At 73.1% G+C, this 14,826-nt stretch carries 7 protein-coding genes and 10 pseudogenes; 10 read left to right on the top strand and 7 right to left on the bottom strand.

The features are described 5' to 3' along the window. Position 1: 1 nt before the first annotated feature. The 6 genes and pseudogenes from UK94_RS66085 to UK94_RS66060 form a co-directional block, all read right to left on the bottom strand. On the bottom strand, positions 2–948 hold a 947-nt coding region (locus UK94_RS66085), incomplete at its 3' end, for an alpha-amylase family glycosyl hydrolase (protein ID WP_268761661.1). Between the two features lie 26 nt (positions 949–974). Then, positions 975–1,283: pseudogene (locus tag UK94_RS66080) on the bottom strand (alpha-1,4-glucan--maltose-1-phosphate maltosyltransferase); the annotation flags it as partial. A 234-nt stretch (positions 1,284–1,517) separates the two neighbouring features. After that, positions 1,518–1,745, bottom strand: a pseudogene (locus UK94_RS66075) (alpha-1,4-glucan--maltose-1-phosphate maltosyltransferase); the annotation flags it as partial. A 1-nt stretch (position 1,746) separates the two neighbouring features. Then, positions 1,747–2,047 (bottom strand): annotated as a pseudogene (locus UK94_RS66070) (alpha-1,4-glucan--maltose-1-phosphate maltosyltransferase); the annotation flags it as partial. A 1-nt stretch (position 2,048) separates the two neighbouring features. Continuing rightward, positions 2,049–2,811: pseudogene (locus UK94_RS66065) on the bottom strand (maltotransferase domain-containing protein); the annotation flags it as partial. Position 2,812: 1 nt separating this feature from the next. Next, positions 2,813–3,008 (bottom strand): maltotransferase domain-containing protein (locus tag UK94_RS66060; RefSeq protein WP_235490009.1); only part of this gene is annotated, 196 nt, incomplete at its 3' end. A gap of 699 nt (positions 3,009–3,707) precedes the next feature. On the opposite strand from UK94_RS66060, the pseudogene UK94_RS66055 reads away from it, so the two are divergent. The 7 genes and pseudogenes from UK94_RS66055 to UK94_RS26240 form a co-directional block, all read left to right on the top strand. Continuing rightward, a pseudogene (locus UK94_RS66055) lies at positions 3,708–3,913 on the top strand (TerD family protein); the annotation flags it as partial. A gap of 13 nt (positions 3,914–3,926) precedes the next feature. Next, the coding region (locus UK94_RS66050; protein WP_235489979.1) for a TerD family protein at positions 3,927–4,283 on the top strand (357 nt) is incomplete at its 5' end. 388 nt (positions 4,284–4,671) lie between these two features. Continuing rightward, positions 4,672–4,732: pseudogene (locus tag UK94_RS75135) on the top strand (hypothetical protein); the annotation flags it as partial. Between the two features lies 1 nt (position 4,733). After that, positions 4,734–5,635 (top strand): annotated as a pseudogene (locus UK94_RS26245) (DUF475 domain-containing protein); the annotation flags it as partial. Between the two features lies 1 nt (position 5,636). Continuing rightward, positions 5,637–5,853: DUF475 domain-containing protein (locus UK94_RS66045; protein WP_235489977.1), on the top strand; the 217-nt coding region annotated here is incomplete at its 5' end. A 223-nt stretch (positions 5,854–6,076) separates the two neighbouring features. After that, positions 6,077–6,249: pseudogene (locus UK94_RS66040) on the top strand (Tellurium resistance); the annotation flags it as partial. Between the two features lies 1 nt (position 6,250). Continuing rightward, positions 6,251–6,757, top strand: a 507-nt coding sequence (locus tag UK94_RS26240; protein WP_235489975.1) for a Tellurium resistance, incomplete at its 5' end; no start/stop codon positions are given. A gap of 1,894 nt (positions 6,758–8,651) precedes the next feature. Here the strand turns inward: UK94_RS26240 and UK94_RS66035 are convergent. After that, positions 8,652–8,990, bottom strand: a 339-nt coding sequence (locus UK94_RS66035; protein WP_235489973.1) for a hypothetical protein, incomplete at its 3' end; no start/stop codon positions are given. A 649-nt stretch (positions 8,991–9,639) separates the two neighbouring features. On the opposite strand from UK94_RS66035, the pseudogene UK94_RS66030 reads away from it, so the two are divergent. The 3 genes and pseudogenes from UK94_RS66030 to UK94_RS66020 form a co-directional block, all read left to right on the top strand. Continuing rightward, positions 9,640–10,434 (top strand): annotated as a pseudogene (locus UK94_RS66030) (Hsp70 family protein); the annotation flags it as partial. A gap of 1 nt (position 10,435) precedes the next feature. Beyond that, a pseudogene (locus UK94_RS66025) lies at positions 10,436–10,716 on the top strand (Hsp70 family protein); the annotation flags it as partial. A 1-nt stretch (position 10,717) separates the two neighbouring features. After that, positions 10,718–11,310: Hsp70 family protein (locus UK94_RS66020; RefSeq protein WP_235489971.1), on the top strand; the 593-nt coding region annotated here is incomplete at its 5' end. Positions 11,311–14,826: the final 3,516 nt, after the last annotated feature.

Here is a 14,826-nt window from a genome sequence, read left to right as displayed (position 1 = left end):
NCAGTTCGGCGGGATCTGCGGCGTCTGGGCGAGGATCTCGGAGATGGGATAGCGCGACTCGCGGCGCACGGCCATGAAGATGCGCGGCATCAGCGGGAAGTGGAACGCCATGTGGCACTCGTCGTCGTTGCCGAAGTACTCGACGACGTCCGAGGGCCACTGGTTGGCCTCGGCGAGCAGCACCCGGTCGGCGTACTTGGCGTCGACCTCCTTGCGGACCCGCCGCAGGTACTCGTGGGTCTCCGGCAGGTTCTCGCCGTTGGTGCCGTCCCGCACGTAGAGGTAGGGCACCGCGTCGAGCCGGAAACCGTCGATGCCGAGGTCCAGCCAGAAACGCAGGACCTCCAGCATCGCCTCCTGCACGTCCGGGTTGTCGTAGTTGAGGTCGGGCTGATGGGAGAAGAACCGGTGCCAGTAGTACTGGCCGCGCACCGGGTCCCAGGACCAGTTCGACTTCTCCGTGTCGACGAAGATGATCCGCGCCTCGGGATACCGCTCGTCGGTGTCGGACCAGACGTAGAAGTCCCCGAAGGGCCCGTCCGGATCCGACCGGGACGCCTGGAACCACGGATGTGCGTCGCTGGTGTGGTTCATCACCAGATCGGCGATGATCCGAATGCCGCGTCGGTGCGCCTCGTCGACGAGACTGACGAAGTCGCCCAGATCGCCGAACTCGGGCAGGATCTGGAAGTAGTCGCTGATGTCGTACCCGCCGTCGCGCAGCGGCGAGGAGTAGATCGGCAGCAGCCACAGGCAGTCGACGCCGAGCCACTCCAGATAGTCGAGCTTGGAGATCAGGCCGCGGATGTCGCCGGTGCCGTCACCGTTGGAGTCGGCGAATCCCCGGATGAGCACCTCGTAGAACACGGCGCGCTTGAACCAGTGGGGATCGCGGGACGACTCGCCGACGGGACCGGCGGGGGCCGGGCGGGGGTTGTCGTCGCCGATGGGCTCGCTCAGCGGCTCCGGTTCCCTCACGACCGGGCCCGCACGGTGAGGATGTGCGCGGGCTCGACGGACGGGTCGAGCCGGACGTAGTTGTCCCGGCCCCACCGGAAGGTCTGCCCGGTGATCTCGTCGGTCACGTCGAAGGAGTCGTCCCAGCCGAGGCCGAGGGCGGGCATGTCGAGGCGCACCGTGGTCTCCCGCGCTTCGTGCGGGTCGAGGTTGACGATGACGAGCACGGTGTCGGCGCCAGCCGGATCACCCGTCCCGCCCGGACCGGCCGTCCTGCGCGGGTCGGCGTCGTCCGTCAGCCGCTTGGAGTAGACGATGAACTCGTCNCCGTCGGCGTGGTGCAGGTGCAGGTTGCGCAGCCAGTGCAGCGCGGGGTGGGCCCGGCGTATCTGGTTGAGCCGCGTCAGGTAGGGCGCCAGCGAGCGCCCCTCCCGTTCGGCCNCCGCCCAGTCCCGCGGCCGGTACTGGTACTTCTCCGAGTCGAGGTACTCCTCGCTGCCCGGCCGGACCGCGGTGTTCTCGTACAGCTCGTACCCGGCGTACACGCCCCAGGTCGGCGNCATCGTGGCCGCGAGCACCGCGCGGATCCGGAACGCCGCCGGCCCGCCATGCTGCAGGAAGCCCGGCAGGATGTCCGGGGTGTTCACGAAGAAGTTCGGTCGCATGTAGTGGGCGGCGTCGATCAGTTCGCGGGCGTACTCCTCCAGCTCCCACTTCTGGTTGCGCCAGGTGAAGTACGTGTACGACTGGGTGAAGCCGACCTTGGCGAGGGTGTGCATCATCGCCGGNCGGGTGAACGCCTCCGCGAGGAACAGCACGTCCGGTTCGGTCGCCTTCACCTGGCCGATGAGCCACTCCCAGAACTCGACCGGCTTCGTGTGCGGGTTGTCCACCCGGAAAATTCGCACTCCGTGAGCGGTCCAGTGCCGGACCACCCGCAGGATCTCCTGATACAGCCCGGTCGGGTCGGTGTCGAAGTTCAGCGGGTAGATGTCCTGGTACTTCTTCGGCGGATTCTCCGCGTACGCGATCGAACCGTCACTGCGCACGACGAACCACTCCGGGTGGTGCTTCGCCCACGGATGGTCCGNCGCGCACTGCAGGGCGAGATCCAGGGCGATCTCCATGCCCAGGGAGCGGGCCCGCGCGACGAACAGGTCGAAGTCCTCGATCGTGCCCAGGTCCGGGTGCACGGCGTCGTGGCCACCGTGCTCGCTGCCGATCGCCCAGGGCGAGCCGGGGTCGTCCGGGCCGACGACGAGGGTGTTGTTCGGGCCCTTGCGGTTGATCTCGCCGACCGGGTGGATCGGCGGCAGGTAGACCACGTCGAAACCCATCGCCGCGATCGCCGGCAGGCGCTCGGCGGCGGTGAGGAAGGTCCCCGAGCGCGGCGGGTCGAGGGTCGCCCCCTCCGAGCGGGGGAACATCTCGTACCAGCTCCCGTACAGTGCCCGGGGCCGGTCGACCCAGATCCGGTACAGCGAGGAGCGGGTCACCAGCTCGCGCAGCGGGAAGGCGTCCAGCAGGCTCGTCAGCCGGGGGTCCACGGCGGCCGCGATCCGTTCGTGGGGATCGTCGCGGGTGTCGTCGCGCAGCGCGGCCACCGCCCGGGCGATCTCGGCGCGCCGGCCCTCCGGCACGCCCGGCAACGCCCGCAGCAGCAGCCGCGCGCCGTCCTCGAGGTCGACCGCGAGCTCGTCGACGCTCTGCCCCGCACCGACCTTGAGCTCGATGCCGTGCCGCCAGGTGGCGACCGGATCGGACCACGCCTCGACGCGGTACCCCCACAGGCCCTCGTCGCCCGCCGTGATCTCAGCCTCGAGTCGGTCGGTGCCGGGGCCCGCGGAACGCATGNGGATGAACGGCGTGCCCTGGCCGTCGGGACCCGACAGCACGACGTTGGCGCCGATGAGATCGTGACCCTCCCGGAACACGGTCGCACCGACGGTGAGGTTCTCGCCCACGACCGCGCGCGCGGGCCACTGCCCACACGACACGACCGGGGTCACATCGGAGATGACAACCCGGCCTACTGAACGTCCGATCATCATGGCGACCTTATCCAGACGAACCACACCTCAATGGTCCGCCCTGCACGTGGCGAATAGCGACACCTCTGCGTGAACTGCCCGCGGCCACCGGATGGGTGATTGTTGGCGTTGGGGTGGGTCCGCCTGCCCCGTCCGGATGGTTCCTGCCGAAGCCGATGTTCCCCAGTTGCTGTGCCCACGAACGTCGGAACCTCGTCTGTTGTGCCGTCCGGCGTGCGCATTCGCTGCCGTACCGGTGACAGTGCCGGGCCCGGAGCGGGTCCGGCGGGCTCGGCCGCCGTTGTTGTTGCGTTGGGTGACCGGTCGGGTCGTGTTCCACCCGCGTTTCCGGCAGGTGAAGTGACCGCCCGATCGGGTCATCGCCGGGCTGGTCCGGGCCCTGTCGGCTGCGCGACGGCAGGTGGACGGGCAGACCGGTATACCGGATCGGGTCGGCCGGCCGCCAGCAGGCGGACCGGTGGACCGCTCGCGGGAACCTCGCGCGCGATTCGTTCGTCCCGCAGAGCACACGTACTCCGGCACGTGGCCTCCGCGGGCGGAGAGTCACCGTGCCGTTCGCGTCGGGCAGTAGGCTGCCGGCGCCCGGCCGCCGGGGTATCCGGGACACCCGGGGGCGTGCCGCGCTTCCGGACAGCGGCCGCCGCCCGGCTCGGGTGCGGCCCCCAGACAACGCAGTCGACGCACAGCAGGAGGAACACAGTGGGAGTCAGTCTCAGCAAGGGCGGCAACGTGTCGCTGTCCAAGGAGGCGCCCGGCCTGACCAACATCCTGGTCGGCCTCGGCTGGGACGTGCGCAGCACGACCGGCGCCGACTTCGACCTCGACGCCAGCGCCATCGCGTGCCGCGCCGACGGCAAGGTGGTCTCGGACGGGCACTTCGTCTTCTTCAACAACCTCAAGAGCCCNGAGGGCGCGATNGAGCACCAGGGCGACAACCTCACCGGCGAGGGTGAGGGCGACGACGAGGCCATCTCCGTGAACCTCACGTCGTTGCCCGCGGAGATCGACAAGATCGTTTTCCCGGTCTCCATCTACGACGCGGACTCGCGCCAGCAGAACTTCGGCCAGGTCCGCAACGCCTTCATCCGGATCGTCAACGGCGCCGGCGGCACCGAGATCGCCCGCTACGACCTCACCGAGGACGCCTCCACCGAGACGGCCATGGTGTTCGGCGAGGTCTACCGGCACGGATCGGACTGGAAGTTCCGCGCCGTCGGCCAGGGCTACGCCTCGGGCCTGGCCGGGATCGCCCGCGACTACGGCGTCAACGTCTGACCCGGGTTCGCGGCACGTACGTCACGCCGGGCCGCGCGCCCGGCGGCGGGGACGGCCGGCGCCGGGCGCGGTACCGGCACCGGCCATCCCGAGGGAGCCGCTCACCAGCCCGGGACGGCCGGTGGCGGCGGCGCAGCGACTCCATCACCCGGAGTGTGTGGAGGTAGTGCGCGGGTAGGGCGCGACCTATCCGGTGTAACCCATTTGTCAGGTCGCACCCACCGGATGAACAGCTACGATGCCGACGACCGCCGCTCCGGGCCAACCGGCCGCGGGCCGACGCGGTCTCCGGCGAGTTCAGGCGACGCGGCGGGATCCGACGGACCGCGGATCCGCCCGCACGGCGCGACCGGGGTCTGGCGATCGGTCCGGAAAGGTGTTGATGGGCGTGCACGCCTTGCGGATCTTCGGGTGGTCCTTGGCGATCACCGCGATCGGGGTGGCCGGAGNGGGGGTGATCGGCACCCCCCGGGACGCGGCCATCGTCGCCATCCTCGCCGTGCTCGAGATCAGCCTCTCCTTCGACAACGCGGTCATCAACGCGACGATCCTGCGCCGGATGAGCCCCTTCTGGCAGAAGCTCTTCCTGACGCTCGGGGTCGTCATCGCCGTGTTCGGCATGCGGCTGCTCTTCCCGATCATCATCGTGGCGCTGACTGCGCACCTCGGGCCGGTCAAGGTCTTCGACCTGGCGCTCAACGACAGCGCGCAGTACGCCGAGAAGCTCGGCGACGCGCACCCGGCGATCGCGGCCTTCGGCGGGATCTTCCTGTTCATGCTGTTCCTGGACTTCCTGTTCGACCCCGAGCGGGATGTTCAGTGGATCAAGAAGCTGGAGGAGCCGCTGCGCCGCGCCGGCCAGCTTGACGTGATCCCGACCGTGGTCGGCCTCGTCGCGCTGCTCGTCGTGGGCGAGGCGTTCTCCGGTGACCACACCCAGCAGGTGCTGACCGCGGGCGTCGCGGGCCTGGCCACCTATCTGGGGGTGCGGGGCCTCGGCGAGTTCTTCGAGTCGCGCGGAGTCGGCGCCGAGGACGACGACGCCGCCGACTCCGACGGCGTGGCCGTCGATGGCGCCGGGAAGACGACCGCTGCCCCGAGGTCCTCCGGGCAGCCGAAGCTGGTGCTGGCCACCGGCCGGGCGGCCGCCTTCCTGTTCCTCTACCTGGAGGTCATCGACGCGTCGTTCTCGTTCGACGGCGTCGTCGGCGCGTTCGCGATCTCCCAGAACATCTTCGTCATCGCCACCGGCCTGGGCATCGGGGCGATGTACATCCGCTCGCTGACCGTGTACCTCGTCCGCCGCGGCACCCTGTCCGAGTACATCTACCTCGAGCACGGCGCGCACTACGNGATCGGCGCTCTCGCGATCATCCTCGCCATCTCGATCGAGACCGAGGTCCCGGAGATCGTCACCGGCCTGGTCGGGGTGGCCTTCATCGGTCTGGCGCTGGTGTCCTCCATCCGGCACCGCCGCCGGCACGCCGACGACGACGCCGACTCCACCGGCTCCGCCGGGGGCGAGGGTGGCCAGGGCCAGCCGCGCGAGGCGGTGGGCGCGCCGCTGTAGCGCCGGCGCGACCCGCCTGGTGCCGTTGCAGTACCAGGGGCCGGGCCGGCGATGGTCGGTCCGTCGGTCTCGCGCATCCGGCGGATGCTGCGCTCTGGAGTGGTCCGCCGCCGATGTGGCATCGTCGGGATGACACCGGGCGCAGCCGGCGACGGTACCCCCACCGCTCGTATCCGCCCACCGATCGCAGATCACCAATCCGGCAACCGCGAAGGAGCGGACCATGGGCATCGACTACACCAAGCGTCCCGGCACGCCACCGGCCGGCTCCGGACCGGTCTCGCTGAGCAAGGTGACGCTGACGAAGTCCGCGCCGTCGGTGTCGCTGAGCAAGCAGGGCGGCGGCGGCCGGCTGCACGTCAACCTCAACTGGAACCAGAACCCGTCCGGGGGCCANCAGCAGAAGGGCGGCTTCCTCAAGCGGGTGCTCGGCGCCGCCGGCGGCGGCATCGACCTGGACCTCGCCGCGCTGTTCGAGCTCGCCGACGGCCGTTCCGGCGTGGTGCAGGCGCTCGGCGACGCGTTCGGTTCCTTCGACGGGCCGCCCTACGTCAACCTCGACGCGGACGACCGGACCGGCGCCGCCGTGGGCGGGGAGAACCTCTACGTCAACCTCGCGCAGATCGGCCAGATCCGCCGGCTGCTCGTCTTCGCCTTCATCTACCAGGGCGTGGCCTCGTTCGACCAGGCCGACGCGGTGGTAACCCTGACGCCCGCCCAGGGTGCCCCGATCGAGGTACGCCTCGACGAGCAGGCCGGCGGCGCCCGGATGTGCGCGATCGCGCTGCTGACCAACACCGGCAACGACTTCACCGTGAGCCGTGAGGTCCGGTACGTCGGCGGGCACCGCGAGCTCGACCAGGCTTACGGCTGGGGGCTGAACTGGACCGCCGGCCGTAAGTGAGTAACGCCGGTACCTCGCGATGACCCCCCCGGTCNCGCCGCCCGGCGGCGAGGAGGATCGATACCCGATGTTCCAGTCACGTCGCGATCCCGCGCCCCGCGGCCGGGGAAGCTGGTTCCCGCCCGGCGGGGCGCGCCCCGGGCCGCCGGACCGCCTGGCCCCCGATCCCCTGGCCCCCGATCCCCCGGCCTCTGATCCCTTGGCCCTGGACCCCCTGGCTCCGGATCCCACGGACGCGGAGTTGCCGGATCCGGAGTTGCCGGATCCGCGGCTGCTGGAGCCGGAGTCGCCGCGACCCGACCCGTCGCACGCGGACCCGCTCGCAGGCGTCGGTGAGCCGGGCCGCGACCCGCTGGGGGTGGGGGACGGGCTGGAGTCGTTCGACGACGCCGGCTACTCGGCCTGGCGGGGACCGGACCATCCCGGGGACCGCGCAGCGCAGGTCCGCGCAGCGCGGGACCGGGCGGCGCGGGACCGGGCAGCCTTCGANTGGTCGGGGCGGAACCTCGGGCCGCGGCGTGACGACGCCCTCCCTGAATGGGATCCGTGGCCTGCCGGCCACGGCCCGAGGGACTACTTCGACCCCCCCGACCGCACCCACGGCTTTGACGGGCGCCCGGCGACGGGCGGAGAGTCTGCCCCCGAGGCCGGCGGGGACTGGGACGAGTCCGTGCCGGTGGGGGTGCGCGGCTTCGGGGTGCCGCCTCTGGGCGTCGCCCCGCCGGTCAACCCGTACCAGCCCGCGGGACGCGATCGCGCCGGTACCGCGGACGCCCGCGACGCCGATGACGCCCCGGGCCCCGCCGCCGACACGGCTTCGTTCGCCGACACTGCCTCGCACGCCGACGCCGACACCTGTGGTGACGCCGCCTCGTATGCCGACAGCTTCCCTCATGCCGGCGGCTCCTCCCACGCTGGCGGGCCCTCCTATGCAGACGGCCCCTCCTACGCCGACGCCGCGCCTCACGCGGGCGGAGTCCTCGGCTCCGGAGCCGAGGACGCCGGACACGCGGCGACGGGTGCATCCACCGCCGACCCGGGGCCCGTGGCCGACGACCATGACGGCGGCCAGTGGCGTGACGAGCCGGCCGACGACTACCGCGGCGAGCCCTATCCGCCCGTCGTTCGGCGCTACGCCGCCGATCCCCGGCCCGCTGCCGGCCTCCACCACGGCGTCGGTCCTCGGCACGCCGCCGATCCCCAGCGGCCGGCCGAGCCGGCACGTTGGGCTGACCCCGGTCGTCGGACCGAGCCTGCCTACGAGGCCGACCTCTCCGACCCGGACCACCCGGACAACCCGGACCACCCCGACCACGCCTGGCCCGCCCGCGCCGAGCCGGACCTCGGCCCGCGGCGGGACGGTGTCCGGCGTCCATACCCGCAGGAGCTGGAGCACTCCCGCCGCATGGACTATCCGGACCTGCTCGCTCCGGAGGAGCGCCGCGATCCGGGCGAGTACCCGCACGGAGCGCGAGCCGACAACCCGCTGAGGACGGCCGCCGGCGGGTACGCCGATCTCGTCGGGCCGGCCGGGTACGCCGATCTCGCCGGGACGGCGCAGCGTCCCGGATCCACCCTGGAGGTGGGGCCGAATCCTGAGGCTGAGCCGAATCCGGTTGCTGAGCCGACCCTCGGTGGTGTTGCTCCGGTACAAGGGGTTGCTCCGGTACAAGGGGTTGGGCCGGCACCAGGGGTCCGGCAGGCGCAGGGTGCTGGGCTGGCCTGGGGCGTCGAGGCGGTGCGGGGCGTTGGGCCGGCGGCCGAAGCATGGGGGACGGGCAGGCTGCGGGGCTCGGGCGAGGCCGGGGCGAACGCGCTCGGCATCGACGACGACGCGCTGCGGGCGGCCGGTTTCGCCGTATCGCCGGCTACGGGCCCGCCGCCGGTGCGCGANCACGACCACGACGATGCGGCGAACCGGGCGGGCGAGGGGCGCCACGACGAGGTGGGCGATGCCGCGGAGGCGGACCACCTCGGCAGCACGAACTACCCCGGCGGCACGAACTACCCCGGCGGCACGAACTACCCCGGCGGCACGAACTACGCCGGCGACACGGATCCCGACCCCGACGACGATGCGGACGCAATGGTGACGGCGCAGGTGGCGGGCGATCGGAGCGGCGAAGTCGATCATCATCGGGATGTCCACCGCGAGGATCTCCACCCCGGGGAGGCCGGCCGCGAGGATGTCGATCATGAGGATCCCGACCGTGAGGACGCTGCCGGTCGTCATCGGGGCGCCGTCCGGGAGGACGCCGCCGGGTGCACGCAGGACGCGCAGGACGCGGAGGACTCCGTGGCGGCCGCGTTCCGCCCTCGCGGCGGGCGGGCGGGCGCCGGGTCGGCGGGGGACGGGGACCTGGTCGGGTCGATCGGCGCGATCCAGGCGGTGGCCCTCGAGCGTCTCGCCGGCCAGGTTGACGAGCTCGCCCGGCTGCGCCGCCACGACGCGGAGCTGGTGGACCGGCTGCACGCGGAGAACAGCCGCCTGCGGGCCGGGGAGCTCACCGAGGCGATGGCGCCGCTGCTGCGGGGCCTGATCCGGCTCCACGATCAGATGGGTAGCCTGGGGGCGGACGATCCGCAGAGCGTCGCCGGCATCCTGCGCAAACAGNTCCTCCAGGTGCTGGACCTGGCCGTGGACGTGCGGCCGTACACAGCGGTACCGGGCGGGACCTTCGACCCGGCGCGGCATCTCGGTGTGCGGCGGGTGGCCACGGACGATCCGGGACGGGACGGGACCNTCGCCCGCACCGTGCGCCCCGGCTTCGTCCGTGGCGAGACGACCGTCGTCCGGCCCGCGGAGACCGAGGTCTACCGCTCGCGCTGAGTCGCGGTGTCGGNGAACGCTGACGAGACTGGCGAAGGGAAGAGTTCAGACGGTGGCGGGTACCAAGGTGTTCGGGATCGACCTGGGCACGACCTACTCCTGCATCGCCCAGGTCGACGAGTACGGCCGGCCGGACGTGATCCGCAACATCGAGTCGCAGCCCACGACGCCGTCGGTGGTGCTGTTCGACGGCGGTGGCGAGGGCGCGACGTCCTTCGTGGTGGGCACGCAGGCCAAGCGGCAGGCCCGCATCCGCCCCGACGACGTCGCACGGCTGGTCAAGCGGCACATGGGCGCGTCCGACTGGCGTTTCGTCGCGCACGACGTGGAGTACAGCGCCTCGGCGGTGTCGAGCCTCGTGCTCAAGGCGCTCGCCGCCGACGCGGAGCGGGCGACCGGTACCCCGGTCACGGACGCGGTCATCACCGTGCCGGCGTACTTCGGTGACGAGGAGCGCAAGGCGACCAAGCTCGCGGGCGAGCTGGCCGGGCTGAACGTGGTCGACATCATCAACGAGCCCACGGCCGCGGCGTTCGCGTACGGCTTCGGCCAGGACGGCGCGGAGGAGTCGACCGTCCTGGTCTACGACCTCGGCGGCGGCACGTTCGACACCACGGTCATCCGGCTGAGCGAGGGCGCGATCACCGTGGTGGCCACCGACGGCGACCACGAGCTCGGCGGGGCGGACTGGGACAACGAGCTCGTCCGCTACCTGGCGCAGAAGTTCACCGAGGCGCAGCCGGACGCGGGCGACCCCCTCGACGACGTCTACGACGAGCAGGAGCTGCTCACCGCGGCCGAGGACGCCAAGCTCGCGCTGTCCGGGCGCGACAGCGTCGACGTTCTCNTCGTGCACAAGGGCAGGCGGGTGAGCGTGCCGGTGACCCGGGCGACGTTCGAGGAGATCACCGGGCCGCTGCTGCGCCGCACCCTGGACCTGACCGGCTCCGTGCTGGAGCGGGCCCGGGAGAAGGGCGTCGAGAAGATCGACCTGTGCCTGCTGGTCGGCGGCATGAGCAAGACCCCGGCGGTCGGCCGCCGGTTGCAGGAGTCCTTCGGGCTCACCTCCCGGCTCGTCGACCCGGACCTGGCCGTGGCCAAGGGCGCCGCCGTGTACGGGCAGAAGAAGNCACTCGAGCGCGAGGTCCACTCCGACCTGGTGGCCAGCGGGGCGCTGCGGCCCGACCAGGACCTCGCCGCGGCCGACGCCGCCGAGGTGGAGAAGGCGGCGGCGGCCAGCGCCGGCGCCGCCGGGCTCGCGACCGCGTCCGTGGTCGACCTCGTCCGCACCAAGGTCACCAATGTGACCTCCCGCGGCTTCGGGATCTTCGCGGAGGACCGCGGCGTGCCGGTCGCGGCCTTCCTCGCCCACCAGAACGACCCGCTGCCGATCTCGGTGACCCGCACCTTCTACACGGTGACCGACGATCAGGCCGAGGTCGACATCCGGGTCTTCGAGCAGGGGACCACGGCCGAATCGACGGCGATCGACGACAACAAGGTGATTGTCGCCGGGGCGATCTCCGGGATTCCGCCGGGCCACCAGCGGGGCACGCCGGTCGAGGTCACCTTCGCCATGGCGGGGGACCAGACAATTCGGGTTACCGCGGCGCACGAGGGTGCCGCCAGTGCACTGGTCCTCCAGGTGCGTGCCGGGGTCGGTTCCGAGGAGATGCGGGCGACCGAGTCGGCGAAGGTCAGCCTGCTCAAGCAGCGGGACTGAGCCGGTCGATCCCGCGACCTGGGACTTCTCCCGCGGACCGGGAAAAACCCCCTCAAGAAGTGTTATGAGCTGCCAATTTCCCACGTACGCAGGCGCTTCCGGGTGTCGGCCCCGTAGTCGGTAGGGTCAGCCGGGACGCACGGTCAAGGTCCGCAATCGCCGCCAGACGGCGCTACCGGACCGCCGATCCGCAAGGACCGGACTGGGCGTCTGCGGCGTCCGGGACCCGGGGCGGGGCGCCGCTTCGTACTCTCGGGTGTGGGGCCTGCCGGGTGTGGGGCGGTAAACTGCCGCCCCGCGTTCGGCGCCCGAAGACGGGCCGGTCGCCGGTCCGTCCGCAGGGCACGGCGGTCACGTGGGACGAAGGTGGATCCTTGAGCGCGGCGTTCGACGGCAGCGGCTATCGCCAGCGGGTGCTCGCACCGCTGCGGGCGGGCTCCTTCCTGGACACCGCCGACCCCTTCCTCATCGCCGGCCTGGACCCCACCGTGCCGTACACCGACTCCGACGTCGGGGCCCATCTCGTCCGCGTCCTCGCCTTCCTGCAACGGGAGCGCAACTCGGCCAAGTACGCCACGCTCGCCACCGAGCTGGTGCGTCGCCGCGGGGAGTGGGAGGAGCCGCTGCGCGACGCGGAGTCCCGGGAACGGGTCCGCGCCCACGTGCTCGCCGCCCGGCGCAGCGGTGACGCGGAGCGGCTGGCCAAGGTCGACGGCTACCTCGCCACCGTGCGGGAACGCTTCGGCGGCATCCCCGCCTCCCGTGTCGACGGCCTGCGCCGGCTCGCCGTCGCCGCCGGGGTGACCGTCGAGGAGTTCGACGCCCGGCTCAGCCGGGAGCAGATCATCGTCGACGGGGTCGGCGGGGGAGTGGAGCCGCTGGCGCCCGAGGTCCGCCGCCAGATCGCCGAGCGGTTGGCCGAACTGCGCGCCCTGCGCGGCGGCGACCGGGTGTCCAGCGCGTCGCTGTGGGCGTTCCTCGGGCTCGCCCCCGACGCCTCGCCGGACCGGCTCGCCGCCGCCTACGCCGCGGTGGCGGCGGCCAACAGCCGCCGCCCGCACGACCGGGAGAAGACGGTCACCGCCGACCTGCTGGCCCTCGTGTCGACCCGGCTGGTCGAGGGCGATCCGGCCGCCTACACCGTCGGCCTGATGGCGGACGCGGCCGACGAGCTGCGCCCCGCGGTGGAGGAACACGTCGTCCTCGACGGCGAGCTCACCGCCGTCGCCTTCGAGGGCCTCGTCCGCGCGGCGCTGGCCACCGGGCGAGGGCTGACCGCGGCGCAGGCGAAGTCCGTGGTCCTCGGGGTGGCGCGGGAACTCGGCGCCGCGGTCAACGTCGGCGGGGTCGTCGACTACGTCGTCTGTCCCGGCTGTGGGCGCCCGGAGGCGGCCGGCGCCGCCCGGCACTGCCGGTACTGCGACACCGACCTCTACACGACCTGCCCGTCCTGCGGCTCGATGACCGAGGCCGCGGCGGTGGTCTGCCGCCACTGCGGGCACAGCCTGCGCCAGGCCCGGGAGGCGGCCGAGGCGCTCGCCGCCGTGCGCCGCGCGCTGGAGGGCGGGCGCCCCCGCGAGGCCGGTGAGCTGCTCGCCGCCGCACATCCCGTGCTGGTCGCCGTCGGCGGCCCGGTCGCCGGCGCCGCCGACGAGCTCGGCGCCCGGGTCTCCGCCGCGCTCGGCGCGGCCGACGCCGGCTGGCGGGCCCTGTCGGAGGCGCGCGCGGCCAACCGGGCCGACGCGGCCCTCGACGACGCCCGCTGGCTCGCCGCGCAGGCGGCGGACGTGCCCGGTCCGGACGGCCGCGGGCCCGCCGAGGTGCTGGCCGAGCTCATCGCCGCCCAGGCGGTGATCCGCCGGCGGGTCCAGGCCGCGCGGGCGCTGCCGCCCGAGGCCCAGGAGGCCGCCCTGGCCGCGGTGCTCGCCACCGCCGCGGACAACCGGGAGGCGCTCGCGGCGCTGGCGGCGCTGCCGCTGTCGCCGCCGTCGGACCTCGTCGCGGTCGCCGGCCCCGACGGATCGGTGCAACTTCGCTGGCGGGCATCGCCGTCCGTCGGCGGCCCCGTCTCCTACCGGGTGGAGCGCGTCGTGCTCGTCGAGGGCGCCGCGGCGACGCTGGGTCGGCGCAGCCTGGGCACCACCCGTGCCACCGAGCTCTACGACGCCGGCGCGCCGGCGTGGACGCCGGTGCGCCACGAGGTCACCGCGATCTGCGGCGAGCGCCGCTCCGAACCGGTCGCCACCGCGCCCGTGGTCTGCACTCGTGACCTCGCCGAGCTGCGGGCCGAGCGGACCGCCGCCGGGATCCGGCTGGCTTGGCGGCTCGACGGCGTCCTGTCGGTCGTCACGGTCGAGCGGACCGTGGCGCCCGGCTCGCCCGTCAGCCAGCCGCCCCGGCGGGCCCGGGTCACCGGCGGGGTGTTCCATGACACCGACGTCGTCGTCGGCGTGACCTACCGTTACCACGTCTTCATCGAGTATCACGACGCGGCCGGGCACCCCGTCCGCACGCCCGGCGCCGAGGCCGAGGTCGAGGTGACCGCCCGGCCCCGGCCGGTGCAGGATCTCGCCGCCGTCACCACCAGCGGGCGCACCACGCTGCGCTGGACGCCCCCGCCCGGCTGGGAGGTGCGGATCTACGCGACACCGGTCGCGTCGGGTCCCGCCGGCGGCGCCGGGAACACCGGTCCGCGGCTGGTGGCGGGCTCGGGTTCCGGCCCGTTGCCCCTGCCCGGCGCCGGCTCGGGCCCGCTGGCGATGCCCGGCTCCGGCCCGCTGCCCCTCGGCGGGCTCGGTGGCGAGGGCGACGACGTGCAGCTCGCCGCCATCACCGGGCCCGTCCGCCTGGTCGGCGCCAGCCGCGCCGGCCAGGCCGCGGAGTCCGCCCCGGTCGGCGAGGTGATCTACACCCCGGTGACGGTGCACGGGGAGTCCGCCGTCATCGGCCGGGCCGTGCGACACGTGGTGATCGAGCCCGTGCGCGACCTGCGCGCCGACGACCGCGGCGAGTCGATCGTGCTGTCCTTCCAGATGCCACCCGGGGTGACCGAGGCGCGGGTGCTCTGGCGGCGCGACCGGACGCCCACCGGTCCGGACGACCCGTATGCCGCCAGCGCCAAGGTCACCAACACCAGCCTGGAGATCAAGGGCGGCTGGCATCTCGCCGCCCCGGCGGACGGGTGGGCCTACCACGTGGCCGCCTATCCGATGTACCGGGCGGGCGGGATCGCCCGCGTCGCGACCGCGGGGGTGGCGGTGCTGGCCCGGCCCGCGACCCGCAGCGACCCGCCGCCGCTGCCGGTGACGCCTGCCATGCCGGCCGGGCCCGCCACCGGAGGTCACCTCGTCGGCGGTCAGCTCGTCGGCGGTCACCTCGTCGGAGGTCACCTCGCCGGCGGTCCGTTCGCGGGGCGGCCCACCGCCGGGTCCGACCCGCCAGGCGCCGATCCGATCACCGCCGCGCACCCGCTCGGGGGCCCGGCCCAGCCGCGCACCGGCGCGGTCCCGGTGCCGG

Source organism: Frankia sp. AvcI1 (genome assembly GCF_001420875.1).
GTDB lineage: Bacteria > Actinomycetota > Actinomycetes > Frankiales > Frankiaceae > Frankia > Frankia alni.
The sequence above is the reverse complement of the archived record's forward strand: the minus strand, read 5'-3'. Positions and strand labels throughout refer to the sequence as shown.